26 protein-coding genes and 2 pseudogenes are annotated in these 24,826 nt (G+C 59.9%); 12 read left to right on the top strand and 16 right to left on the bottom strand.

Going from position 1 to position 24,826, the window contains the following annotated elements; all coding sequences use genetic code 11:
- The 6 genes from X738_RS86700 to X738_RS88910 all read right to left on the bottom strand — a co-directional run.
- Positions 1–332: hypothetical protein (locus tag X738_RS86700; RefSeq protein ID WP_036270529.1), on the bottom strand; the 332-nt coding region annotated here is incomplete at its 3' end.
- A gap of 40 nt (positions 333–372) precedes the next feature.
- The gene (locus X738_RS78475) at positions 373–3,996 is read right to left on the bottom strand and encodes an AAA family ATPase (protein ID WP_084833967.1); all 3,624 of its coding nucleotides are present in this window, start codon (positions 3,994–3,996) and stop codon (positions 373–375) included.
- A 126-nt stretch (positions 3,997–4,122) separates the two neighbouring features.
- Positions 4,123–4,395 (bottom strand): hypothetical protein, encoded by a 273-nt coding sequence (locus X738_RS78480; protein WP_023803782.1) that lies wholly within the window; start codon positions 4,393–4,395, stop codon positions 4,123–4,125.
- A 135-nt stretch (positions 4,396–4,530) separates the two neighbouring features.
- On the bottom strand, positions 4,531–5,376 hold the full coding sequence (locus X738_RS81435) for a class I SAM-dependent methyltransferase (RefSeq protein WP_023803783.1): 846 nt from the start codon (positions 5,374–5,376) through the stop codon (positions 4,531–4,533).
- Between the two features lie 328 nt (positions 5,377–5,704).
- Positions 5,705–5,992 (bottom strand): lipocalin-like domain-containing protein, encoded by a 288-nt coding sequence (locus tag X738_RS81900; protein ID WP_198032947.1) that lies wholly within the window; start codon positions 5,990–5,992, stop codon positions 5,705–5,707.
- A gap of 590 nt (positions 5,993–6,582) precedes the next feature.
- Positions 6,583–6,732: a hypothetical protein gene (locus X738_RS88910; RefSeq protein WP_306455004.1), complete on the bottom strand. Its 150-nt coding sequence runs from the start codon at positions 6,730–6,732 to the stop codon at positions 6,583–6,585.
- 139 nt (positions 6,733–6,871) lie between these two features.
- On the opposite strand from X738_RS88910, the gene X738_RS78500 reads away from it, so the two are divergent.
- Positions 6,872–7,120, top strand: coding sequence for a hypothetical protein (locus X738_RS78500; protein ID WP_031257018.1), 249 nt, complete (start codon positions 6,872–6,874; stop codon positions 7,118–7,120).
- A gap of 19 nt (positions 7,121–7,139) precedes the next feature.
- A complete protein-coding gene (locus tag X738_RS85605) occupies positions 7,140–7,415 on the top strand; it encodes a hypothetical protein (protein WP_128177132.1) in 276 nt (91 codons plus the stop codon).
- Positions 7,416–8,901: 1,486 nt separating this feature from the next.
- Here X738_RS85605 and X738_RS0144590 read toward each other — a convergent pair.
- The 8 genes from X738_RS0144590 to X738_RS78550 all read right to left on the bottom strand — a co-directional run bounded on the left by X738_RS0144590 (position 8,902) and on the right by X738_RS78550 (position 14,893).
- On the bottom strand, positions 8,902–9,462 hold the full coding sequence (locus tag X738_RS0144590) for a DUF1003 domain-containing protein (protein ID WP_031257020.1): 561 nt from the start codon (positions 9,460–9,462) through the stop codon (positions 8,902–8,904).
- 532 nt (positions 9,463–9,994) lie between these two features.
- Positions 9,995–10,699, bottom strand: coding sequence for an SGNH/GDSL hydrolase family protein (locus tag X738_RS78520; RefSeq protein WP_023803794.1), 705 nt, complete (start codon positions 10,697–10,699; stop codon positions 9,995–9,997).
- An 86-nt stretch (positions 10,700–10,785) separates the two neighbouring features.
- Positions 10,786–11,529, bottom strand: a complete 744-nt coding sequence (locus tag X738_RS78525) for a hypothetical protein (protein ID WP_023803795.1) — start codon at positions 11,527–11,529, stop codon at positions 10,786–10,788.
- Positions 11,529–12,446 (bottom strand): hypothetical protein, encoded by a 918-nt coding sequence (locus tag X738_RS78530; protein ID WP_023803796.1) that lies wholly within the window; start codon positions 12,444–12,446, stop codon positions 11,529–11,531. Before X738_RS78530 ends, X738_RS78525 begins: the two co-directional genes overlap by 1 nt.
- A complete protein-coding gene (locus X738_RS78535) occupies positions 12,443–12,838 on the bottom strand; it encodes a phage holin family protein (RefSeq protein WP_023803797.1) in 396 nt (131 codons plus the stop codon). The genes X738_RS78530 and X738_RS78535 overlap by 4 nt, the downstream gene beginning before the upstream one ends.
- Positions 12,828–13,370 carry a hypothetical protein gene (locus X738_RS78540; protein ID WP_023803798.1) on the bottom strand — a complete coding sequence of 181 codons (543 nt, stop codon included), beginning with the start codon at positions 13,368–13,370 and terminating at the stop codon, positions 12,828–12,830. The genes X738_RS78535 and X738_RS78540 overlap by 11 nt, the downstream gene beginning before the upstream one ends.
- Positions 13,371–13,752: 382 nt before the next feature.
- Positions 13,753–14,229, bottom strand: a complete 477-nt coding sequence (locus X738_RS78545) for a hypothetical protein (protein WP_023803799.1) — start codon at positions 14,227–14,229, stop codon at positions 13,753–13,755.
- A 301-nt stretch (positions 14,230–14,530) separates the two neighbouring features.
- Positions 14,531–14,893: a hypothetical protein gene (locus tag X738_RS78550; protein WP_128168792.1), complete on the bottom strand. Its 363-nt coding sequence runs from the start codon at positions 14,891–14,893 to the stop codon at positions 14,531–14,533.
- A 1,650-nt stretch (positions 14,894–16,543) separates the two neighbouring features.
- Here X738_RS78550 and X738_RS78560 point away from each other — a divergent pair.
- From X738_RS78560 to X738_RS86480, 7 genes and pseudogenes are all read left to right on the top strand, one after another.
- Positions 16,544–17,047 carry a DUF2243 domain-containing protein gene (locus X738_RS78560; protein WP_023803804.1) on the top strand — a complete coding sequence of 168 codons (504 nt, stop codon included), beginning with the start codon at positions 16,544–16,546 and terminating at the stop codon, positions 17,045–17,047.
- A 106-nt stretch (positions 17,048–17,153) separates the two neighbouring features.
- A complete protein-coding gene (locus X738_RS78565) occupies positions 17,154–18,551 on the top strand; it encodes a cytochrome b6 (RefSeq protein WP_031257026.1) in 1,398 nt (465 codons plus the stop codon).
- A 36-nt stretch (positions 18,552–18,587) separates the two neighbouring features.
- Positions 18,588–19,208: a DUF4142 domain-containing protein gene (locus tag X738_RS0144595; RefSeq protein ID WP_036270532.1), complete on the top strand. Its 621-nt coding sequence runs from the start codon at positions 18,588–18,590 to the stop codon at positions 19,206–19,208.
- A 68-nt stretch (positions 19,209–19,276) separates the two neighbouring features.
- A pseudogene (locus X738_RS78570) lies at positions 19,277–19,512 on the top strand (serine endoprotease DegQ); the annotation flags it as partial.
- 314 nt (positions 19,513–19,826) lie between these two features.
- Positions 19,827–20,582, top strand: a complete 756-nt coding sequence (locus tag X738_RS78575; protein WP_023803808.1) for a DUF4142 domain-containing protein — start codon at positions 19,827–19,829, stop codon at positions 20,580–20,582.
- A gap of 22 nt (positions 20,583–20,604) precedes the next feature.
- Entirely contained in the window at positions 20,605–21,207 is a 603-nt protein-coding gene (locus tag X738_RS78580; RefSeq protein ID WP_023803809.1) for a general stress protein, read from the top strand.
- A 909-nt stretch (positions 21,208–22,116) separates the two neighbouring features.
- Entirely contained in the window at positions 22,117–22,269 is a 153-nt protein-coding gene (locus X738_RS86480) for a hypothetical protein (RefSeq protein WP_023803810.1), read from the top strand.
- Positions 22,270–22,902: 633 nt separating this feature from the next.
- On the opposite strand, the gene X738_RS78585 is transcribed toward X738_RS86480, so the two are convergent.
- Positions 22,903–23,223, bottom strand: coding sequence for a KTSC domain-containing protein (locus X738_RS78585; protein WP_023803811.1), 321 nt, complete (start codon positions 23,221–23,223; stop codon positions 22,903–22,905).
- On the opposite strand from X738_RS78585, the gene X738_RS78590 reads away from it, so the two are divergent.
- Entirely contained in the window at positions 23,222–23,431 is a 210-nt protein-coding gene (locus X738_RS78590; protein WP_023803812.1) for a hypothetical protein, read from the top strand. The genes X738_RS78585 and X738_RS78590 overlap by 2 nt on opposite strands.
- Positions 23,432–23,475: 44 nt before the next feature.
- On the opposite strand, the gene X738_RS87965 is transcribed toward X738_RS78590, so the two are convergent.
- Positions 23,476–23,691 (bottom strand): hypothetical protein, encoded by a 216-nt coding sequence (locus X738_RS87965; RefSeq protein ID WP_023803813.1) that lies wholly within the window; start codon positions 23,689–23,691, stop codon positions 23,476–23,478.
- Between X738_RS87965 and X738_RS0144605 the strand changes: the two genes are divergently transcribed.
- Both X738_RS0144605 and X738_RS0144610 read left to right on the top strand, forming a co-directional pair.
- Complete coding sequence (locus tag X738_RS0144605; protein WP_245277867.1) at positions 23,665–24,165, top strand: DNA-3-methyladenine glycosylase; 501 nt, start codon at positions 23,665–23,667, stop codon at positions 24,163–24,165. The genes X738_RS87965 and X738_RS0144605 overlap by 27 nt on opposite strands.
- A 481-nt stretch (positions 24,166–24,646) precedes the next feature.
- Positions 24,647–24,826 (top strand): annotated as a pseudogene (locus X738_RS0144610) (hypothetical protein); the annotation flags it as partial.

A 24,826-nucleotide genomic window follows, 5' to 3' on the forward strand; every position in this document is an offset into this window, starting at 1 on the left:
GGAACTCGACCGCATTGCTCATCGCCAAAGTGAAAGAAATCACTTGCATTCCCGGGGGCGTCCACACACGGCCCGGGGGTCTCAACTTTCGGGGCTAATTCACAGTCTCGCCTCGCGAAGGTCCGCAAGGAGATCAACGTGACAACGTTGTCGGATGTCACCGTGTAGGTCCGGAAATGGCAATGACCAGACGTTTCACTCATGTCGCAAAGCGAGTGGCGGAGCCTGGTTAACGCCTTCACGCGAGGCCGCCGGCACATCTTGTCGAGGCGCTGGCGTCGCTTGAATGCCACGGCCACGAAATCGACGAATACGCGCGTCTCGGCCGGCATCAATGGCTCAGGAGCCGCCCGAGAGTAGCGTGGCCTCTGTTCACTTTAAGGTGTCGAGCATTGCTTTGGCCTCTTTGAGGTCCGGTGTCTCAAATCCTTCGGTGAACCACGCATAAACCGGCACGAGCAGATTGCAGGCGTCGGCATGCTTGCCCTCGTCGCGCCAGAGCCGGGCGAGACTGGTGGCAGCGCGTAGCTCCCAGGACTTTGCGGATTGACGCCGAGCGATCTGGATCGCGCTCTGAAACGCGGCGCTTGCCTCGCCTGGTCTTCCGCAGTCCGGCAAAGCTGTCAGGAACTGCCCTCGCAATCGATGCAGTTCGGCGTCCGGCCAGCGCTGCCCCGTCCGCTCGACCGCCGCTATGGCCTCATCCAATTCCCCGAGCGCCCGTAGCACGTCACCGGAGAGTGCGCAGGCGTCGGCAAGCAGGCTGAGAAAGAATGGTCGCATCCATTCTGCGCCGCTGCCCGTCCACTCCGCGAGACCGCGCTCGATCGCCGCAGTGCCGACTGCTCCGTGCCCTTGGCGAGCAGTGGCCCAGCCCTTGACCACCGTCGCGCCGGCGCGCCATAGATCAAATTTCTGCTCCCGGGCCAATTCCAGCAAGGATGCCGAGTGCTCAGCGGCCACTCCAGCGTTGTGGCCATAGGCACCCGCCATCGCGCTGTACATCAGGGCAAACCCTAGCGTGTTCTTGTGGCCAACACGGCGCGCCAACGCCAGTGCTTCGGCTTGCCGGCGAGATGCCTGATCTGGGTAGCCCAGCAGCCACAGCACCCAAACCAGGTGCGACAGCACGGCAACCCCAAGGTCTTGTCCGAAGGTAAAGGCTGTGGAACCGTGCCGCTCCGGGTAGTACAGCGCAATAGCTTGCTCGAGGTGCTCCCGGGCGGCGGGCAGCTCGCCCGTCATTTCGTTGGTCGCCCCGCAAATCCGGTGCGCTACGCATAGTCGCTCCGGGTCGGGGTGCTGCTCGGCCAAGGCGAGAATATGTCGGGCGAGGTTCTGCTGCTCTCGAACCGCCATTCGGACGTATTGAACAGCCCAGAACCCATACAGCACGGGGAACTGTTGTGGCACGTCGCCTAGGGACTCGACCAAATCCCGGGCGCGGGCGAAAGCGGCGGCGGTTTCCGACGCGGCGTAGCCGTGGCGGGCGATGCACCCCTGCCCGAGCATCGTCTGGAGATGCAGCTCACGCTCCGCTTGAGCGCGGTCTTCCGGCAAGGTTCGCCAGAGTTCGATGCTCTTGGCAAGATGGCCTGTGGCTTCCGCAGCTGCCGAGCGCCGGAACGCGCGTTCGCCAGCCCGCTGCCAGTAATCGGCGGCGTGCTCAATCGAGCCCGCTTGGGTGAAGTGATGGGCGAGCAGCTCCGGCTGGGTTTCGACCACGTCCGGCCACCGCTCTTCCAGCGCCTTGGCGATCCGCGAGTGCAACTTCTGTCGTGTGCTGCGTAACAGGCTCCCGTAGGCGGCATCCTGAACGAGAGCGTGCTTGAAGGAGTAGATACGTTCGGGCGGGGTGCCGCGGCGGAACGCGAGACCGGCGCTTACGAGTTCGTCCAATCCTTGCGTCAATGCCGCCTCGGGAATTCCGGCCACCGCGGCCAGCAGCTCATTGCTGAACTCTCGGCCGAGGACCGCGCCGATCTGTGCCACCTGTTTTGCGACCGGCAACCGATCCAACCGTGCCATCAGTGAAGCCTGCAAGGTGCTCGGCACCGAAAGCGCTGAACCAGCGCTGTCGGGCTGACGGGCGCGTTCCAGCACAGCCTTGGTCAATTCCTCGATGAAAAGAGGTACGCCATCGGTCTGCGCCACAATCCGCTCCAGCATCCCCGCCGGAAGCGCCTGACCGACGACAACCTGACTTGCGAGCGTCGTCGCCTGGCGAGGACCAAGCCGGCTCAGCGCCATCAAGCTTACGCTAGCCTGGCCGACCCAAGGCGCGTGAAATTCTGGCCGGAAGGATATGATCACCATCACCGGCAAAAAGGCCAGTCGCATGATTAACCTGTCCAACAGCTCAAGCGAACTTGGGTCGGCCCAATGCGCGTCCTCGAACAGAATCAGCACGGGGGACCGACGTGCCCTTTCGTCCAGAATCCGGTTCAATGCTCCGAAGGTCTGCTCCTTCTTGCGCTCCGAAGTGAGTTCCAGCGGCGGATACCGCTCTCCACCCGGCACGCCGAGCAACTCGGCAATGAGCGTCACCTCTTCGCGAGTTGCCCCGAGTGGGAGAAGCACGGCTTCCAGCTTGTCAAGCCGTGCGTCCGCAGACTCGCTGCGCACGAAACCCGCATCGTTCTGCCAGCGTGCGATGACGGGCTGTAGTGCGCTGTCGCGGTGATGCGGCGAGCAGAAATACTTGAGTCTGAGATGCGCCTCCCCGGTCACGCGCTCCTCGAGCGCAGCGATCAGGCGCGATTTGCCGATGCCGGGTTCGCCGGAGATGAGCACCACCTGCCCTTCGCCGTCCTTTGCTTGCTGCCAGCGGCGCAGCAGCAGCTCGAGCGCGTCATCGCGCCCGACCAGCGGCGAGAGGGAGGCCGCGTGCATTGCCGCGAAGCGGCTCTCAACCAAGGCCTCGCCAAGCACCTGCCACGCGCACACAGCGCCAGACAGGCCTTTGAGATGAAATTCGCCAAGCTCGCGACACTCGAACAAGCCGCCGATGCGCCGCCGTGTTTGTGCGTCGATCACTGCGCAGCCAGGATCAGCGAGGGATTGTAGGCGCGCGGCGAGGTTTGGGGTCTCGCCTATTACCGCCTGCTCCTGTGCGGCCCCGGCACCCAGCAAGTCGCCGACCACCGCGAGACCACTGGCTATGCCAATGCGAGCGACCAGCCGTTCGCCGGCTGACGCGGCCTTGCCGACCTCCTCCAGCGTAGCCAAGGCGGCGCGCACAGCGCGCTCGGGATCGGCTTCATCAGCTTGTGGCCAACCGAAGTAGACCAGGACCCCGTCGCCCATATACTTCGCCACGAAGCCGCCGTGGCGGCCAACTGTGTCAGCGACACTGCGATGGTAGGCTCCAATCACCTCGCGCATGTCCTCCGGATCCAGGCGGCNCAGGCGGCCTGCGAGTGCCGTCGAGCCGACGACGTCAACGAACATGACCGTTAGCTGCCGCCGCTCAGCCTCTGGAAGCGGCGGGGCTGTCCCTGGGACCGCCGCCACGGATCTCGTGGTCGAGGTGGCCGCTGTATCCGAACTAGCGCGCAGGGCGTCGATGGCGGCGAGCAGCTTTCGGCGGTGACCGATCGATATGACCCCGAGCGCCACGAGATCGTCGGCCGTGAGCTGGGGAAGCGTATCAGCTTCAATGTCGTTTTCGCGAAAAGCCGGCTCGTATTGCTGCAGGCCGAGGCTCAGTAGCCATGCCGCGATATCCACGCCCCTTCTCCTCTTCGGCTGCGGGGGCTGCCCTGTTCCCCGGACTATATCCCAAAATCCCAAATTGATGGAGTAGGCGGAAATCTCTTTGGAAGAGGCATATCGGCCGTGGAGCGGGTGGCCTGACGAGCATAATGTGCAAACGCTAGATGCCTCGCGCTGCCGATGTCCACTTTCGAGTAACAGCGAAATTGCTTCGTGTGACCAAGATGAGGCGCGAAGCGGACCGTTCAGAATGGCTGCTCCTGGCCCAAAAAACAGACTCATGCCGGCAGTGCACTCAAGTTCTCACGCTAACGTCTGACAAGGCCGGTATCGAAGGACCCGTTTCAAAGCGCCGCGGCAGCAAGTATTGCAGCGGCCCGACGACGAAGTGGCTGAAGACAAAAAGCTTCACGGTCGACGAATTCGAAGCTGCTCGGCGTCGAGCGCGAGCGGGGCAAGGCTGCATTCGCCCTGCTGGCCGAACCAGGCACCGGGAAATATGTCGGTTCCGCCTTCATCACCTTGGGCCACGGCATGCGGCAACGATTGTGGGAGCGCGTCCAGAAACACGCCGGACCGCCTCCGAAAGCCATGAATAAGCGACTGGCGACGCAATGGGTCGGGCCTGGGATGAAGCTGCGCGTCAAGCATCTCCGTGGCGAGCACGGCCACATACGCCATGCAACGCTGCTCGGTTTCAGTGACGAGAGCTAAGCCGTGTACTCATAAATCAGCCTAGATCAATTTTAGCGGGGCATGTCCGCCCGCTCCACCCCGTCGGCGCGGGCGAGCAGAGTCGGTAATGCGTGGCGTTCCTCAATCACGCGGCAACTTCGTAACCACCATCCTGACGCCGCCCATCTTGCGCTCGTGAATGAGGTCAACAAATCGGATGTAGGACTTGTGGAATGCATCGTGCCCCATTGGGGTGCCAGCCTGTCGGGCTTCTTCACGCAGCAGTTGATACATTGCCAGTCGTTCCTTCAGAATTGGTCCCCATTCTTCCGTCAAATCTGTTGTCGAAATTACTCTAAGGCCAACGCTTTCGACCAGACTGCGATATTCGGGGATCGTCCGAAGAGGCTGAATAGCCATTCCTTCCCTCATCAATTGCGCATCAGCAGCGGTAAGCGGCTGATTAGCTATCCAATCTGTGAATGCCAATCGGCTATCGGTCCTCAGGATACGAAAAGCTTCGGCAACCGCTCTCTTCACATCAGGAATGTGGCAAAATGCTTCTTGGCTGACGACAGCGTCCATGCTCGCGTCAGGAAGCGGAACGTCCATCACGTTGCCCTCGACAATCCGCGCAGTACCGTGAAGGCCAACTCGTCTGGTTAACTCCTGTGCGCCCGAGACGCGCGCTGGCGTCAATTCGATCCCAGTGACGTCGGCTCCATATTTGTGAGCCAGATAACGGACCGTGCCGCCAAGCCCCGCACAGAAATCGGCTACGCGCGATCCGTTGCTAACCTGCGCTTCTCGCGCCAACTCATCTGTAGCGGCGAGGCCGCCATAATGATCTTGGTCGTGGGGAAAAAGCTCTTCAGGGCGCAAGCCGTCGAGATGGCCACGGCTGGCGCGTAGTTTCGCAAGGATGATTTCGCATGAGATGGGATGACGATTATAAAAATAGACGGTCTGTGAAGTTGCATCGCTCATGAAACTTACCTCCACGACTTGGGGCCACGCCAAAATCAGATTAGGCCATCAAACAGCGAAAATGGCGACGAGCTCGTATGCCCAAACCCCAACGACCGGTACGCGTGGTGAGCCGAAGCTCAAACTGAGACACCACCGTATGGCAGGGTCTTTGATGCGCGTTGTACATTTTAGTGATGAGGCGAAACGATCTTCTCGAACCTGACGGTGTGAATGCAGTCGCGACCGTCAAGGGGGTTTTTCGCTGGGGCTGATTTATAAGTCAGCATTCGACCGTCCGTATTGATTAAACGAACTTGCTGGGTGCCCTCCCACGTCGCGTTCCAACTCATGTCAATATGGTGAATAATCGATCGTCTTCGACCGAGTATGTCCCCGCATAGGCAAACATCGAATCGTAGAGTCCGATCTTTTCGTCGGGAGTAGGGACAAGATCGTTGGGTGTTATGCGATCTTCACTAAGCACGAGGACCATCACTCGGCCGTCCGCAGCATAGGTGATAACGCCTCTGGGATTCTTTCCGAAAGCGTCTCTGACTTCGCCGGATACAAGGACCTCATAGGTCCAGGAAATCATCCGCCATGATCCCAGCAGCAAAGTTCCCAATTGCGACACGGCACTCATCTCCACGAAAGAGGGGCTTCGGGCGGAACTTCTACGACAACGACCACGCCCAGCACCGATCAGGGAACTGACACCACCACCACCAGCGGCACGAACCCGAACTCGGCCAAGGATTGCGCACCTGGCCAGCAGACCGGCAGCGCGCAAGAAGCCGCCCCCGGTCAGCAGGACACGGACGCCAAGACTGCCGCCCCCGGCCAAATGAAGAAGACCACCGAAGATTGCTGATTGGCAAGGGGAAGGCCGGCGCCGGTTGTAGGGGGCGTTGGGGTAAGGACGCTTGACGGCGCCGGCCAGGCGGATTGGGGTCCGCCGCCGTTGGATAGTACCGATCTTGGCAAATCAAGTAATTGCGTTATCGCGGAAGTCCCTAGGCGTTGCCGCCGGTTTCGCTTTCCTCATCGAGAGTTCGGACTGGCAGATAGGCGTTGGTTTCCAGCCATTCGCAGCTTGCTAGTCCACCATGTCAGGCAACGGCTTCTTGCGCTTTGGCGGCCGGTATTTCTCCACTAGCCTGATCTTGTCGATGTCAACCGTCACCAGTGGTCCCAGGTCTACGGTTGCCCTGCCGGTTTCCTCGTCTATGCGCGTGACCTCTCCGGTAGCTCGATCTGCTGCCCCTTCTTCACCTTGGTATGATCGATGATCGAATGCGGGAAATTGTAAGAGGGGATTGAGACGCTGACGCGGTCCTCAGTGACCCGCCTGCGGACGATGGCCGTGATCGCCACCAGGTCTCCAATCCCAATTCCCCGCGCCATTCCATGAGTCTGGAGCGGCCGGCGCCTCAGTCAAGAGATTGCTAATATAGGTGACCGCTTCATCCAATCGATGGACGAAGCCCATCAAAGGCCGGTGCTATTTTAATGCATGTCCCGCCGTTACTTATCCCGGAGCCACCTTGCTATCGCTGTGATCGCGATCAGCATCAGCTATGCCGAAGCTGCGGACCGTAAGGTCGAAACCGCGACGCTCGATACGTACGCCAATCCGAAGAACCTGCCGGTTTGCACCGCGTCAAGCTCCCTCTTCGAAGTCCTCGGTGACAAGTGTTTTCTCGTCAAAGGTTCGATAATCTATGGCGACATCGCCGAGCTGTCCCAGATAGTCACTTTTTAGTCGGTAGCCGGCGAAGGTCATGATTATTCTGCCAGATGGTCCTGATCGATCTTGGCAATCACCCCTCAAGGGCCTGGACTGCACGCCTCGATATCTCAACATGAGCGGCCGTGGTGTCGACTTTTCCCTTGCCCGGCTGAACGCTCCAAATGCCGGTTTTCCCTGCTTCGGCATTGGCGATAAACCGGCGCTCATCCTCAAGCTGCTGGCTAAGTTCTTCTCGGAAAGCCTTCCACTGGTCTTTCGTTGCGGGCATCGGTTTCCGTCCTATCTGGCAGCGCACGTTGGGAACTAACCTGCGGCCCGATCCGCTAACCTTCCCGAAAGACATGATGCCTGCTCCCGGACCCGTTGCAGCATTCTGCGAAAAGCCGTCCGGGTTGGGAAAGGGCCAGACGTTATGGTGAGGCGCCCCGGCATAGGTCCGCCGCTGAGTTCCGCACTGCAATCTTATGCGACTTTCGAAGCACAGAGCGTGAACATCGAACCCGAAGGCGGCGTTGCTACCCGACCCTGGAAGCCAGTTTCGCGCCCCAAGGGACAGCGATCAGCAGCGTGGCATTGGTGGTCTCGGTGGGGCCATTAGCGGTCTGGCAGCTTTTGGAGTTGGCAAATAGATTGCTGCCGCCCGGCGGCGCCTCGACCCGGTGCAGGGCCATGCCGCATATTATGGAAACTTGCGGTCGGCTCCTCGCGTCTGGAGGTCGTCGCGGCGCTGCGGCCATATGCCTGTCCGAGGACGCCTATCGCCAGGTACAGCCGGCTGACGAGCGGCTGCGAGCACTGTTAGCCATCAGCCCGATGCTTTTCATCGCCGTCAGGTAGAGGCGCTGGCAGGCTATGGTGTTCCGGAGGCGGACATTGCCGGGATGCTCGGTATCGATGCGAAGACGCTGCGCAAGCACTATAAACACGAACTGGCCTTTGGCCACACCGAGGCCAGTGCCAAGGTGGCGGAGAACCCGCAAGGCAACGGGCGAAGGTCGTGAAGTGGTCATCGCCGCCATCTTCTGGCTCAAGGCACGCGGACGCTGGAAGGAGACCTCGGTCAACGAACACTCAGGCCTGGACGGCAAGCCGATCGAGCAGGTGCATGAGATCCGCCGCATCATCCTTCGCGCTCCGGATCCTGCAGCCTTGGGCGAGACTCCTGCCGGCACGCCGCCAGCAAACGTCCGGTCACCCTCTGGGACGCAGACGCGGCTGAATGAGCCCCGATATCGAAGCTCCTCTGGAAAACCGGCGACTGAGCTCCAGGGTGGAGGCGCTGGCCGGCTTCGGGCTTAGCACGGCGGACATCGCCTGCGTGCTCGCCACAGACGAGCAGGACCTTAAGGCGATCTACGCCCATGAGCTCGAGAGCGGCGCCATCAAGGCCAACGCACGGGTCGCCGAAAGCCTCTACCGCAAGGCGACCGGTGAAGGTCGGGAGGCCGTCACTGCAGCAATTTTCTGGCTGAAGACCAGGGCGCGCTGGAAGGGGGCCTCCATCCATGAGCTAGAGGGAAAACTNCCGCAAGGCGACCGGTGAAGGTCGGGAGGCCGTCACTGCAGCAATTTTCTGGCTGAAGACCAGGGCGCGCTGGAAAGAGACCTCGGTTCACGAGGTAGAAGGAAAATTGGCCACATCAGTGACCTTGGTCACCACCCACGAAGATATGAAGCTCCTGTAGGGCGGCATTGCCGACAGTAGGAAGCATTGATGCCGACTGTCGTTTCGACTTCGAAGTTCGCCCGAAGCCCAGAACTTCGAAATCACGGCACTAGGGCGTTGTGTCGATTCAGCGCTGGTCCAGCTTCTCCGCAGCCTCCAGCTGCTTCGATTCGATCTCGTCCAGCACTGCTTCTGGCGCAATGTCCCTCTTAATCTCGCCGACTTCTATATCGCTTAAGGCTGGTTTTACATTCAACCGATCCGCTATCGAATCGACAAGTTCAGCAAGTTTTGTGAGTTCATGCTCCGTCAGCAGGCTCACCTGAAGGTCCAGATCCGCCCGTTTGTCTGCGGCAGCTGACATCCGGTTTTGGCTGATCAGTACAAAGGTCGAGAGGAATATGGCCTCGACGGAAGCTACCATAGCCAATATCACGAATGTCGGATCAAATGGCGGAGTGATCGGTATCCAGCCCAAGTTCGAGACGATCCAGCAGCCATACACGGCCAAGTGAAGGTACACGAAACGCATACTGCCCGTAAAAGAAGTAATCGCCTGAGCGATTTTCTCTTCCAAAGTTGCCTCGCTTGCTTCCTTCGCCCAGCGCTCTTCAATCGCATGGATATTACGTTTCAGTGCTTGGCTGAGTTCAGTCGGAGGTGGCGGAGGCAACGTTGGAGAATCCATGGAACACCAGTTGGATAGCTATCGGGCCTGCCACTCTGGGCAGCATACAAAATCATGGGTATTCGACTTTGTTCCCGACTGGAGCCGTCTAATCATTGGCTCTCCTCCTTTATCCAGGCGATTTCGGGGTCTTAGACGCTTGGCGGCGACAGAGCCTTCCCGCTGAGGAAGGGCGGGGCGATCCGGCCGCTGAGGAAGGGCGGGCGATCCGGCCGCTGAGCGTCTTTCGTACGGTCGTGGATTGAAGGTGGTGAGTGCTCGGCGCCTAGCTTCGTATCCTGGTGAGGCACCATGCGAATTTCGTTCTCCGAACACGAAGGCGCGTCACCAGGGCAAGAGAACCGGGTCAAAAACTGTTTTGTTCGCGCCGGTCACTTGGCTAGGACCGCTTCTCATTGACCAAATCTGATGCGATGATGGGGGAGAACAAGTCCGCGCTTGGGAGGGCCACAAACGCCCGCTCAGCGGCTGCCTCGTCCTCCGCAACACCGAGGAAGGCCCGATCGACCATGAATGGCAACTGCCAGCGCTGCTACCGAACAATCAGTTCGGCACGCCCGCTTCGAAATTCGTGCTTGGCAAGGAACGACACGATCGCCGCGGCAATCTTTTTGCCGCCCTGTTCTGAAGGCTCGATGGCGTTGACAAAGTCGGCGTCCTCGCCGCAGACAATGCGAAGGTCGATCAGCGGAACGCCGCGCACGGCGGCTGCTCGTGTGATGCAATCGTTGAGGATCGACAGGGCCGTTACCGCAATGCGTCTCTGGTCGGGGTCGGCATACCGGACATCATAGATCGAGCAAATCGCGGTCGGCAGCCCTACAGCCAGAACGGCATCCAGCGTCGACATATACTCCAAGGAAAACTGCTCTCTAATTTCGGCGAGCCTCAGCAGAGTGTCGGCAACGGACCGCGACGGAGCGTTCAAAACGGAGGAGACGCCGAGCGCGTCGTTCCCTCCCATGCTTACCACCAGATGAGTGGCGTCAGCTGGCAGGTGGTTCAGTTGCCGGCCCACATCCGCCATGACGCTACCGTCAACGGCAAGCAGCTTGGCCGACCAGCCTATCGGGAGCTGACGCAAAACGTGGGCCAATAGATCTGCTCCATCGGCGACATAGGCGCTGTTGTCGAACACGGAATCGCCTAGTAGCACAACCTTGTTCATCGTCCCCACGTCCTCGGCGGAAACAGTTTGCACCGTGGAAAATGCTTGTCCCGCGGCGGCGGCCAGCAACAGGCTCCTGCGCGATATCTTTACCAGACCGGCATCTCCCACGACTGTCGCTCGTGCGCGAGCCTTCAGTGGCTGCTGTTCGAGTATTAATCGTCCGCCGTCCTCTCCTCTTCCCGCCGCTGATACGCAAGAGCCATAGCGGCCGCTATGGCTACTCCTGCGGCGCCCAGCAGGAGTTTGTCTCGAGTCTCCTGATCGCTCATGACGCCCTGAACAGCCGATGATGCCCAGCCGGCTGTGGCGGCTACTCGCTGGGCCGCCTCGCCGGAGGTCTGCCGCATATCGTCGATCATGTTCGGCGTCCCGGCGCTCCAATCCCGCACTCTGTCTTTGACGGCGCCGGCCAGCTCAGTTGTTTGCTCCTTCACTGCTTCCGCCGTCTCGGCGCCCAGTTCGCCGACCTTCTCCGCCAGCTCGCCGGCTTGCTCCTTCAAGCGCTCTGTGGCGTAGGAGAAACGATCAACTTGCTCGCCCATGTCTGGTATTGAAGGTGTCCGCAACAGGCTGAATAGTCCCGCTCCGATCAAAGCAGTTGCAATCGGCGGACGGTGCAGGAGACGCCAAGCGAGACCAGCCCCAATCACCAATGCGGCGCTCGGGTTGGCTGCCGCCTTTGCCTTGAGATCATCGACGATCCCCTGCGCCGTCGACTGCGCGGTCGATCTTGCTTTTTCGACCAGCGCGTCCTTTGCCTCGAGCGCCTCTTGCTTCAGCTCGTCGGTAAACTCGGACAATGTATTTGGCGATCGCAGCGTCGACAGATGTTCGGCGAGCCTAGCCCGGGCTGCCTCCACATCATGTTCGAGCTGGCGGAGACTTGCCTCGCCCATTATGAGCCTCGCTTGCCGCTAGACCGTCCGGATTTGCTCGGTCGAGAGGCATCCGATTGTGGCGATTGGTCCGATTTGGCCGAGTTATCTTGCGAGCGGCCCATGCCGCCCGACTGGGGCATGCCGCGCTGAGCCGATTGAGCGCGCGATCCACCCGAACTCGCGGATGGCGCCTGCGCGGACTCGGTTGGCTGCTCGCCCGACAAGGCGCTGCCGAACGCACCAGCCACGTCGCTCGCAACCTCCTTGAGGCCATCGGCATCAAGGCCGCGCTCCTTGGCTGCCCTCCTGAGACGTTTGCCCGCCTCCTCTGTCGATTCCTTTAGCCGTTCGCCAGCCCTTTCTGCGGTGTCCGTCAGCTGCTCTGCGGCCGGGCCAAGGGTCCGGTTCTCAATGTCGGTGGTCCGGAAGGCTGCTGCAACAGCCGCCCCGGCGGCAAAACCGAGCAGCGCCAGCGTCAGTGGCTGCTCTTGCGCCACACGGTTCATCGTATCCTGGAGAGTGGATTGGGCCTGCCGGGCGAATTGTTCCGATGTCTGGGAGACGTTGCGCCGCGCCTCGTCCGCATATGTTGATGCCGAGGATGCGTAGGAACTTGCGGTTGCCGCCACCTTCTCGCCGATCTCGGAAACATATTCACGTGCTGCCTCTACCGCCGCTGGGGCGCCGCCTTCTCTGGTTTCCGCCTCGTGTCCATCGGGGCGCGTGCTCGAAGACCTTGACTGAGCCTTTCGGTGGCCATTGTTTCCGCGGGATTCCTCAGCATGCCAGAAGCTACTGATGGCCGATGACCCGCCGCGGCGCATCAACAATGCGCAGCCGGCCGCAACGAGGAGAAGACCTTCCGGGTTGTTTTTGGCGGCGCCGATGAGCCATTCCGCCGTTCCGAGATTGGCCGTACGTGATTCGCGGCTCATGACAGATGCTCCTTGGTTGTCGAGATGTCCTGCTTGATCTGATGGATGGAACGGGTCGGCGTTATCTCTTTGTGTGCGTCCATGCGGCCCTTGTAATAGGCGAGCGCTCCAGCCCCGGCCGTGATGGCGGCAACAATCAGGCAGGACCAGTGCACTGCGATCCCAAGGCTGGCTATCCCGAAGACAAGCGCCTGCACTGCCAAAAATGCCGCGATCAGCCCCAGCACGCCAGCAGTGGACATCCAAATACCCGCCCGAAATTTGGCAAAGAGATTTTCAGACAACTCCGCGCGCGCCAGTCGCAGCTCCTTTTGAACAAGATCGGCAAGGTCGGCAACGACGTCCGACAGTGCGCGAGGAAGCGTGGAATTCTTGAGCTGCTCATGTGCCATGGAATTCGTTCGCTCCTTGCCGGTTACGTTCGTGCATAGGCTCGTTCGAAAGCGGCGACGCCGGAGGTGCGCTCTTCAGCGTTCGAAATGTCAAAAAACCCGCAAGGGCGGCAAGTCCGAACACCAATGCCGGCTGACGCCTTGTCAAATCGGAGGCGGCGCGGACCAGCTGATCGACCGACTGGTCCCGCAGATCGTCTGCGTACCCATCGATTCGGTTCGCGAACGTACGGACCACACCGGCGACTAGCGGTGCGCTTTTGTCGAGGTCCTCGGCAGCGCGTTTTGTCGAGCTTGCGAGGTGACCCATCACCTCGGCACCGCTGCCGACCTGACGATCCAGCATTTCCTTTACTTGGCTGGCAACTGTTGACGCACCATCCGCGGCCGACTGCTTGACCGTATCGGCTGCCTCTTGAGCCAAATCGGATGCCTTGGAGAACGCGCCGCTCACTGTTGCCCCAACGTCCTTCTTTGCACTGTGATCTGGTGTCTTGGGCGCGGAATCCCGTTCCATGTTTTGGTTGTTCATAATTTCCTCCATTGACTGACAAAACTGCGGGAAAACCCGTTGGTTCCGTGGAACTGCTCAAACAAAGTAGATAGCGGTCTGGCCGCCTGGCAGCCCCCTGTAAAGCGGTCAACTTTTTGCCGGCGCGAATCTCTCTCCACCCTCGATCCTCGGCAGATGGTCGTGCAGCAGCGTGCTTCAAATTAAGGGGTGCCTGGACGTGCTGAAGGGGAGTAAAGCCGTCGCCTCGGGCCGGAGGGCGTTCATCTCCGAAACCGGCGTGAGCATTGACACACCCGCGGTCGCGGCGATGCCGTGGGCCGAACGGTTCTCCACTTCGTGCCGTGGTACAGAAGCTCTTGCACAGGCGTTCAATGGCCACGAAATGCGCGGCGCTATTGCCCTACCTCGCCTTTCGCATCTCCTGCGCGACTAGTCCGCCGGCAGCCAAACCCAGAGCGAGCGCTACATACGCAGCTGCGATGGAGCGCTTAGAAAGCACTGTCTCCCAGCCCGGGGTCAGCCGCTTCGGCACAACGAGATAGTCCACAGCCGCAGCGATCGCGGCTACCGCGCAGGCATCGCGCAGCATCAGTAGCGGCGACCGCGGAGGATTTCTGGCGAGCCAAGCCTCGAAAGGAGCGGCCCAGAATATGGCCGAAGCATGATGGGTGCCGAAGCCGACCGCCGTGTGCGCGAGGTCGGCCTTCCTAATCGCACCAGCCTTGTCGCCGTGGAGCCAGTGGCTGGTGGCGTTGGTCGGCTGCAGCGCCGACTTTCCTTCGGCTTTGGCCAGAAGGGCGAGGAACGCCGCCGTCACAACACTTGCGACCGTTCCGGTCACGCCTGTCGAAAGTCCAGTCTTCAGCAAGCCGTTCACCTAACCTCCGTAACTCTCCCTCTTTTCTAACCGCCGAACCGAAGCTCAGTTCCCGACACCTCCATTAACGGCAAGGAGCTGTATCCCAACTGAAGTGTCAATCCGCCGACGGCGCGTTCTTTTCGCGTCTGTCAGGTGATTGCGACCGCCCGGGTATACGGTGGTAGAAATCATTTTCTGCGCCGCCGCCCCGGAAGAGGTTTTCATTGAAATTCCGCCAAGTTTTACACTGCCATCGAACATTCATCGATGGACTGCGGCAGTTGCAGCGTTGCTGCGGGTGTTTTCGCCTCTTGCGGCTTCACCGTTTGCGGCGCCTGGAAAGCCGGCGGTGATTTAGGCGAACCTGCCGCCCCGCAGGTTCAAGAGCAGCAAGGGCCATTGATTGCCCGATATCGGCCAGCGGCGATGACGCGTCGGCTATGGCGAGCGGCAATGTCAATGCGCCCCGCGTCCAAGCCACCTGTGCCGCAAAAATCCCCTGCGCAAGGGCCGAAACTTTTTCGCTCACCGCCTTGACGGTTTCCGGCCGACCTGAAACCAGCGAACCGGTTGCCTCGGCAACCAGGATCGGCAACCGCAACCCCACAACCCAGGGCGCGAGCATCAGGTTCTGGGCAAGAGCAATCTCAGCGCGGACGCGCCTTCCTCGTTGACTGGCCAACACTCGTTACTCCTTCTGTTTGGATTTTGCGGGCCCGGATAGGGGGCCGGCAATGACCATCAACAACATGCGCCTGTTCAGGGTTCCATAGCCCCAGTCCTTCCGTCTCGGCCTGTTCTCGTCAACGAGCTTGTCCATGCCGCCGATTAACCGCAGTCGAAAGCAGATGGTCGTCCCCGCTCGTCTCAAGGTAGCCGAACTTGGCACAAACGCTGACCCGTTTAGGCTTCACCTGGATGCCGCGCTCGCCGAGAAAGGGCGGCGGCTGATCTCTGAACGGACCAAGGCCGCCCTCGCCTCTCGCAAGGACACTTTCGGCCGATCTCCCGGCCTACAATCCCTCCGGACCGGCATCGGAATCGTCGATTCCTTCCCGGTGGAGCCGCGCAGGTAATATTCGGCTCCATGTATTCCAGATTGAGGGGCAACCCGGAAAATGTCTTCGTCTTTAATGCCGTCCCGCGCATAGGCGCGGAAACCGGGCAAAGCCGATCTCTCAGCACGGGACCAGTGCTGCGCAATTCAAATGTGCTCGGCCAGAGTTCCCGGACGGAGGACAAAAACCCGCCGCACCTATCGGCACGGCGGGCTTTCAGTCGTTCACCAGGCACGGGGTGTGGGCGGAGGGCATATGCCTAGATCGTAGGAAATCCTACGCTCGTCAGCTGCGTCGCGTCTACTAACCGGCGGTTGGCACCCTTTAGCCACGGCGGGCTTTCGGTTGGCGAGTGCATGGTGGCGCTTTGCTCTTAAGGAGAGTAGGGTTTCCCGGTCGCCCATACCTTGCTGCAATTGAGCGCTTGAGAGCGAGCAACGTGCTTTCGCCTAATCAGGGAGAAGTACGATGCAGCATCTATATTCCAGCCTCGTCACTCACTATGAGAAGGCGGTGTCATTCCAAGACAGAGTTGTCGAGCATGAGCGCCAGTGCGGACATATCCTCCCCGAAAGCGAAGCCCTGCTAGAGACTCTCGCCGAGAATTTGGCCGAAGCCCGCCGCTCCCTCGATCGCGTGACGCACAGTCATCACAAGCTCACCGGCCAAGCGGCTGTCTGGAGGCCGAAAGAAGTTCTTCCTCGTCCCTCACGCCGGCCATATAAATGGCCATGATCCGAGACGCGAGTGCTTCATGTTGCTTCTCCGATTGAGCCCCAGCTTCAGCTGATCAAACACGCGGCCAAATAGCGCCAAGTCAGAGGGGAGGAACACACCCGCTCTCCCGGCTTGTCATAGATCGGCATGACACTCCCCGAAAGATCACCGGTGATGCGCCCAAGGATCGCCTGAGGGAGCTCCCCGGACAGAACCCCAAGCGCATTTGTTGGCACATTGCGTGGGAAGATCAACAAGTTATTTCGTGGAAGATGTCATAGCGAATCTGCGCTGTATCCTTGATTCCATCGTCCTCGAGCGTCGAAGGCGAAAGCGCGATCTCGGTCGAGTGTCATAAAACTCGGAACAGCGACGCGATCGGCCGCCCTCTCCGCCAGAAGCGCAGCCTTTCATCTGTTCGAATGGATGTTGTCATCGCCGCCGCTTCCGCTGCCTAAACATCCGATTCTTGCGACCTTAGCTGCGCGCGTATCCAACCCGCAGGGTAGGGGAACACATGGCCTGGCCCGAGGTTAGGTTGCCTGAGGAGAAAAAGGATGGCGACGATGGCTTTGGAGCATCGCCGATTTCCGACGTCCGCAGGTATTCTGCTCGGGCTTGGCCTGGGCGGATTCTTCGATGGAATCGTGCTGCACCAGTTGCTGCAGTGGCATCATATGGCAACCAGCGCCGGCTATCCCGCCAACAGTGTTGAGAACCTTCGGTTCAACACGCTTCTCGATGGGCTGTTCCACGCCTGCACTTACATCTTCGTCGTGCTTGGTTTGGTCGTGCTCTGGCGCACCGCTCACAAATCTCATCTCTGGTGGTCGGGAAAGATGTTGCTTGGGACGATGCTCATGGGCTTCGGGATGTTCAATTTGGTCGAAGGGGTGATCAATCACCAGCTTCTCGGCATTCACCATGTCAACGAAACCGTCCCGCAGGACCAGTGGATCTATTGGGACATCGGGTTCCTGATTTGGGGTGCGCTGATGCTGATTGGCGGCTTGGCGCTGGCAAGGCGGGGCAAACGGGAGTCGCCAGGTGAGCCTCGCTAGTTCCGGCACCGTACGCATACATCGAACTGGTCGATCGCGATTGCGCTCGCGGCGGGAACAAATCACGGGCAGCGCGGTTCGGGGCACTTCAGCCATGGAGGGAAAAATGCGCAGAGTGTTGAATGCAGGCATTCCGTGCGCTCTTATCGTTGCGGCCGCCAGCCTCAGCGCCCTATCGGATCCACTGCCGCCCGATACAACCTACCGACCACTGCCCGCCCGTCCATTCTCCGCCGTCAAGGCCGACGACGAAGCGCAGAAGCCGCGCGTGATGGCGCGCCAGAGGGCTTTGCTGGAGGAGCGATACGATTTGTCGGATCGCCCCATGCCAGGCGCAATGATGTCGGGCGGGACAAAACCTGTCCAGCACGGCGTCCGGGTCAAGCTGGCGAAGGGCCAGACCTGGCAGGGCCTGGCAGAGATGAGCCCTGGCGAGATCCGTGACCGCAACCTGCTGCCCAACGGTCTTCTGCCGCTGCCGCATGTCAAACAGGCGACCGGGGGACAGGTTTTTCCGGAAGAAGAAATTCGCGAGATCGGCCGGCAGGAGGGGCGTGATCTCCGACGCTTCGACGTCGATTTCGATCTTCCCGATCACCTTACGCCAGAGTTCCCGTCACCGATTTTCCTGACTACCCATCCGGAACTGGGCGACGTTTCCCGCGGCGAGTTGCTGACAATCCGCAACTACTATGAAATCATGAATGGCATCATCACGCCGGTTCAGATGGAAGGGCTGCGGCTTCTCCTGACGCCATTCCCGCAGGAGGAATTCAATCAGACCGAGGACCGCAAGGTGGCGGCGCAGAGCCTGGGCGTAACCTGCCTCGATTGCCATGCCAACTTCAACACCAACGCTGCCTTTCATCTGACGCCCGATGTCAGACCGCAGGCCGCGCGCTTCCGTCTTGACACGACCAGCCTGCGCGGTCTGTTCAACCAGCAGATCCATGGGTCGAAACGGTCGCTGCGCTCGGTCGAGGATTTTACCGAGTTCGAGCAGCGCACCGCATACTTCAACGGCGATCATGTCAGCGCTACCAGGAAGGGCGTCAACCTGCCCGATCGTACAAACCAGGTGGCGATGATGGCGCAGATGCAGAACATCATCGATTTTCCGCCGGCGCCGAAGCTCGATCCGTTCGGCCGGCTCGATCCCGCCATGGCCAGCGAGCAGGAACTGGCAGGTGAGCGCGTGTTCATGGGCAAGGGCCGCTGCGCGCAATGCCATGTCCCGCAAACGTCGTTCATGGACAACAACATGCACGATCTGAAGCTGGAGCGCTTCTATAGACCGGGGCAGACCTTCAACGACATGGTGGAATTGCCGGACGGACCGATCAAGACGTTTACGCTGCGCGGCATAAAGGACACGCCGCCGTATCTGCATGACGGCCGTCTGATGACGCTCGCCGATACGGTGGAGTTTTTCAAGCTGGTGCTCGGCACCAAGCTCACCGAGGACGAAAAGAACGACCTCGTTGCCTATATGCTCGCGCTTTGACTGTGGCAGGCCGACCGAGCTTCGAAGGAGGTTCTCATGCGTGTCTTTGCAACTGCTTTGGGATTGGCGGTGTTTTGCGCATCGCCTCTCTCGGTATCGCCCCTTTTGGCCCAGATCGGAAACCCGGCCGGCATGGCCCCGGATACCAGGATGGAGGCGCCGGGACAGCCGGCGCCTCATCAGACCAACTACCAGGACCGGCTGTTCGCGCAGCTCGCCGCCGCCGGCGGCGCAGCCGAGGTCGAATTCGGCAAGCTCGCGAAAAAGTCCGACAACTCCGCCGTCACGGCATTTGCCGGCCGCATGGTCGACGACCACTCGGCGGCGAACGCGAAACTGAAATCTCTCGCTGAGACCAATAGGATTCCGCTGCCGGAAGGGCTCGATGAGGAGCACGAGCGGCAGCGGGCCGAGCTTGAAAAGCTCGACGGGGCGAAATTCGATATGGCCTATATCAGCGGGCAGATCACCGATCACCAGAAGACGGTGCAGCTGCTTGAATGGGAGATCGGGTCGGGACAGGACGCCGACCTTCAGCATTTCGCCTCGGAGACTTTGCCGACAGTGCTCGAGCATCTGCAACTGGCGCGCGACATCAAGGCGGAACTGGCAAGCCAGGCGATCGCCGACGACACCACGGCGCCGACCAAGCAGTAGCCCGCCGGCGGCAACATCAAGCCGTTTCCTGCATTGTTCCTCGACCACTCTCGTCGCGTTTTTCTCGGGTGGACCCTGGTAATTCCGGCGATGCGCGGGTCACCGCCGATGGCCGCCTTCTCGGGATCAACACTGCCATCATCGCGCCTGCCGGTGGCAAGTGTCGGTATCGACTTGGCGGTGCCGATTGCAGTGGCGTCGGCCGTGATGAAGCAACCCATTGAGCACTGCGAGGTGCGCCGAGGACGGACCGGTGTCGGCATTCAGGACCTGGCGTCCGATCTCGCCGAAGCGCTCGGCACCGCTGCCAAGTGCGGAGTCTACGTCCCAAGCGCGTGCCAGCATGGAACCTGCGGAACGCGCCGAATAGGCAAGCTGTCGGGCGAAGTCGCCTGATGACTTTGGCGGGCTGACCTCGGAAGGAAAGGCGACATGCTACGTCCTGGCGTGCTGCAGCCGCTCGCAAGGCGGGGTTTGCTCGTTTTTGCTCGCCCGGCACTCGAAACAACTTGCCTTCGGGCATTCTCACCCTGGAACAAAGAGGGTCCTGCCTTGTTGGGTCGGTAGCATCGTCGTGCACCAGCCACAGTCGTGCACTACCAAACAAGGATAAAGCCCATGAAAGTTCGACACCTTCTTGGCGGCTTAGTTACCGCCACTGCTATCGCCTTCGCCCTACCCTCGTTGGCCGCGGACAGCGCACAGGATTTCGTCGACAAAGCTGCTGTCGGTGGAAGGTTCGAAGTCGAATCGAGCCTGAGTGTTCTGAGCAAGCTTGACGACCAGCAGGTCAAGCAATTCGCGCAGAAAATGATCGACGATCATGGTGCGGCTAACGCCAAGCTGGAGAGCGTCGCTGGCGACCAGAAGCTCAAGGTTCCCACGCAAATGGACGCTAAGCACAAGACGGATCTGGAGAAGCTTCAGTCCGCCAAGGCGCCGGTTGATGAGCCCTATGTCGAGATGCAACGCACAGCACATGCCGACGCCGTCAAACTGTTCGAAAGCTATTCACGCGACGGAGACAATGCGGCCCTCAAGTCGTTCGCGAAAGACACGGTGCCCACGCTTAAGGCACATCAGCAAATGGTAGAAGACATTGCATCTAAAATGGCTGCCGGGCCTTCCAGTACGAGTTCGACCACACCCGCGGTGAATACAACCGATACCCCGAACACCGGGGCGCTGGTTCCCGGTGCCAACAGCTTCACGGAAGATCAGGCCAGGAGCCGCATCCAAGATGCCGGTTATTCTGATGTATCTGACCTTAAAAAGGACGACCAAGGCATCTGGCGCGGTCAGGCCATGAAGAACGGAAAGAGCACCGCGGTAGGTTTGGATTATCAAGGCAACATCGTTGCCAGCACCAACTGAACAGACACTCAGGAGTTCAACCATGAAAACGGTAACGGGTTTATTTGACGATTATGATGAAGCAGCCGACGCGGTGGGTGAATTGGAAGCAATGGGCATTCCAAACTCCGACATCAGCATCGTCGCCAATAATGCAACGGGTTGGTACGACGGTGATCGCTCGGAAGCTGCAGAAGATGCGACGGCTGGCGCGGGAATTGGGGCAGTCATCGGGGGCGCAGGAGGATTGCTCACAGGGTTAGGCATCATGGCCATTCCGGGCGTCGGGCCAGTAGTTGCCGCCGGATGGCTGGCGGCTACCGCAGCGGGGGCAGTTGCCGGTGCCGCTGTAGGGGGAGCAACGGGCGGAATTATCGGCGCAATGACAGATGCTGGCGTACCTGAAGCGGATGCCCATGTTTATGCAGAAGGCGTACGTCGTGGCGGCGCTCTTGTAACGGCCAAGGTCGAGGATCAGCTTGTTCCAGATGCCGAACGGATCCTTGAACAGTCCAGGTCGATCGATCTCGCCGAGCGCCGCAGTGAATACGAGGCTGGCGGCTGGACCGGCTTTGATCCCTATGCGGAACCGTACCCAGCAGAAGACATTGAGCGTAATCGCATCCGCAATGTAGATCGACCTTAGTCGACGAGCTGAGGTTCCGAGGCTGTAGCAGTTCCGCGGGAACTGTTACGGCTTGTGTTTCGGCTGAGTTGCTTGCCTTCGCCAATTCTTTGGGCTCTTTCGGGGGTTCCATCGGCGGCGGATCCAGGGTGTTTACAACCGGGTCGGTGGCTCGTCCGCGCTCGTTGCCGGTTTTCGATCGGAGCGTTAGGGTCGCGCCGGACAGGCTCTTTCGCCGCTCCTCTCTTTCTGAGTTTCTTTCATTCATGCTCCTCATATGTCTTTCCTCCCATTTGGGGCGGAAGCGCGGTGGTCGCTCACAGCCAGCGATGCCCGTTGTCTATCGCCGATGAGAACACATTACCCCGATCGGCGCGTAGCGTCTTGAAAATAGCGCCTGAAGGTTTCTGCCCGTCGGTTCCATGCTGCCCGGGAAACGACAACAATCACCGTTGAAAGACAAGCAGTGCGACGGCGAGGCATGGGGAACCAGAACAACGGTAGGGCGTGATCCAAAAGCCTGGATCTGCAAAAGCGGCCATTTCGCTGAGCAGTTGCCTTCATGCCGGCGAAACACATGCGCCTGGTGTTCGGTGCGAACAATAAAGCCCGCGCCCCACGAGGAAAGGACGCGGGCCGATCGGTGCATCTCCGATCTGCAGCCCATCGTTGGGAGGGAACAAGATTGCTGCACTTCCCGAACATTCATCTCAAGCATGTGTTCCAGAGAAAGCGAAATATGCCTGGAAAGTTTGCGCCATTGATCGCAACAAAACCCTCCCGCCGGCGTTCCGGTTCAATCCAAGTGTAAAAGGCTCACCATGGGCGAGGAAGAAAAGTCCGACCGCGACCGAATGACGGATTTCCAGGCGCAGTTCCTCGCCAAGGAAGCCGGAATAACTGAAGCTCAAGCGCGCGAGCTGATCNCGAATGACGGATTTCCAGGCGCAGTTCCTCGCCAAGGAAGCCGGAATAACTGAAGCTCAAGCGCGCGAGCTGATCAAGTTGATCGGCACCGATCGGGCATCACTACTTCGGGAAGCTCGGCTACTGAAAAGCCGGCTGAAGCCGCCGGACGCTTAGGAGCATTCACAATGCTATCCATATGGGACAATTTTGAATAGAACCGGCTCGATTGAATGAGGGTCGCGCGCGAGCAGATATCGATGATCTTCGCCAGACGATAAACGATACCCGCCGCCCTAATACTGGCACCCGTAAGCTGTTGGATCGCATTGCCGCAGACGATACGCTGAGCAGTAATCAAGCGCCTAAAATCCCGCACCCCAAATCGCACAGCATTCCACGCTCGACCTTTGCACATCGGCCGTCGATTCACGCGGCCTGCGGAGAGGACCGCGGCTGATTGTAGGGCGCAGGTGCAGCGTGCCATCTACGACTTCTTGGTCTTCGAATTCCTCTTCGGTTTCGGTGCCGATGTAGCAGGGAGAGCTGTCTCGGCTTTAAGTCGTTGCTCCCGCAGCCGAGCCGTCTTTGCGTCTCGTGCGACGCGCTCAACGTCTGTTAATGCCCGCGCAGCATCCGACGTGCGCTCCTGTCGGTCGTATTTTTCTTTATCGGTTAAGCCTTGCCTTTCCCGCATTGTTGTACCTCGATCTTGTACGGCGCTTTTGTTGGCGCCCGAACGATTGTCGCCAGATCGTGTTCCCCCCAGACAACAAAAAAGCCCGCCGCACCTTTCGGCACGGCGGGCTATCAGTCGTTTGCACAGGGCGGGCGGGGATCGTAAGAAAATCCTACGCGCGCCGGCTGCGCTGCGTCCACAAACCGGCAGTTGGAATATATCAACAGCTTGCCGTCATCCCGCATCCTTGCCGGCCGCAACCTGACGGTACCGGAAGTGATTCCGGATGTGCTCGTTGAAATAGCGGCCTTTCGCAAGGCGGCTTTGAACGCGGCGAAGGTCTCCGGCGGCACTTCCTCAAATTCGTATCGTTTGCCGCTGGCGACGAACCACACCGAGAGGATTCTGCTGTCGGGATCGTAGGCCATTTTTCTTATCGAGGTCGATGGCATGATATGGCTCGATCAAAAGTCTTCAACGATCGCAGAGCCTGTCACGTTCCTTCGTGGTATTGCTCCCGAGCAGCGCACGAGGATTTTCTCCGGCCACCTAACGCATCGCGGCATCGCAAGCGCGGCAGCGGGCACGGTCTTCCGGGTCTCTCTTTTCTACGCCGGCAACGAACTTCAACCTTCCAATCACTTCGACCGCTGGGGCTAGGCGCTGTTGAATAGCCAATCGACCCTCATTATAGGCGATCAGAGCTATCCGAGTTCAGCAGGAAGCGCCGCGATGCTGATGATCGCGAGTTTGGCCTTGGTGGATTGGCCTTTTGCAGCCGGAGCGGGAATGTTCTTGTTCGCCCCATGTTTCGGCGCGGTCGAGATCTGGTGCAGGCGTTGATCACGAACCGCCAGTTCTTTGCCCGGGACGCCTGCGTTGTCGCTCGCGATATGATTGGCGCCACGCTTCTTGTGCACGGCGTGGGCGGGATCGTCGTCGAAACGGAAGCCTATCGCGCCAATGACCCAGCCTCACACACTTTTTGTGGTCGGACTTCGCGAAACTCCGCAATGTTCGGCGCCTCAGGGAGCGCATACGTCTATCGGTCCTATGGTCTGCATTGGTGCCTGAATGCCGTCTGTCTTCCCGGTAGTGCTGTCCTTGTGCGCGCGATCGAACCGCAATCAAAGCTCGACCTGATGCGGGCCAATCGCGGCGTTGATGACCTTCGACTTCTTTGTTCGGGACCCGGTCGCCTTTGCCAGGCGCTTGCTGTCGATGCATCTTATGACGGGCTGCCATTGGACGAGCTTCCGTTCCAGTTCAAGCTGCCGTCAGGAGCAAGAACCAGCTCCATCTTAACGGGACACCGGGTCGGCATCTCCAAGGCTGTTGATCTCGAGTGGCGCTTCGGACTGGCAGGCTCGTCGTACTTGAGCCGCAAATTTTGAGTTGCCTCTGCACGAGTAATCGCCTGGGGGTGAGTTCGGGTAATGAGCGATGTGCCGGCACCCCTACGCGATACTAGGTTGGCCCGCGATTTCGCCCAGCTTCAACTGTCAGGAGGCGATGGAGCCTAGCTTTCAAGCGATGGTCGCTTGCATGCTAAAGACGGCTGGACGCGCCGAGAGAGGCGCAGCTCGCGGTCACCCACGCCTATCCGCGCCGGCCGGCCGCGAAATGTTAAAACGCAGTCAGCCGACTACCGCGAATGGCCGACTTGGTGGAAAGCTGGCGTATTCTCATTGTTGCTCGAACAAGCCACTGAAGGTCCTGAACAGGGCAGTGTTGCTATTAAATAAACTCGTCGCATGTGGATGGCGCAGTGTTCTGCAGTCGGTGGATGTTTATTTGTGAGCGCAGGTCTGCACCTGCATCCTTTGGCGCATTTATACGTTTGCCCCGCGAAGAAGATGCTCCGGACCGGCAGCCATGTCGAAGAAGACCACCGACGACGCTTACGACAACCAAGTGCAACTTGAGCAGCGGGCCGAACGGGAGGGCCGCGGACGCAATGCCGAATGGCCGTCAGAGATTCCCAGCCGTGGCTGGAAAGACGTGCTGTGGCGGGTCTTTGCTGAAGTAAACGAGGACCGTGTTATGCTGATCGCG

It is taken from the genome of Mesorhizobium sp. L48C026A00 (assembly GCF_000502375.1).
GTDB lineage: Bacteria > Pseudomonadota > Alphaproteobacteria > Rhizobiales > Rhizobiaceae > Mesorhizobium > Mesorhizobium muleiense.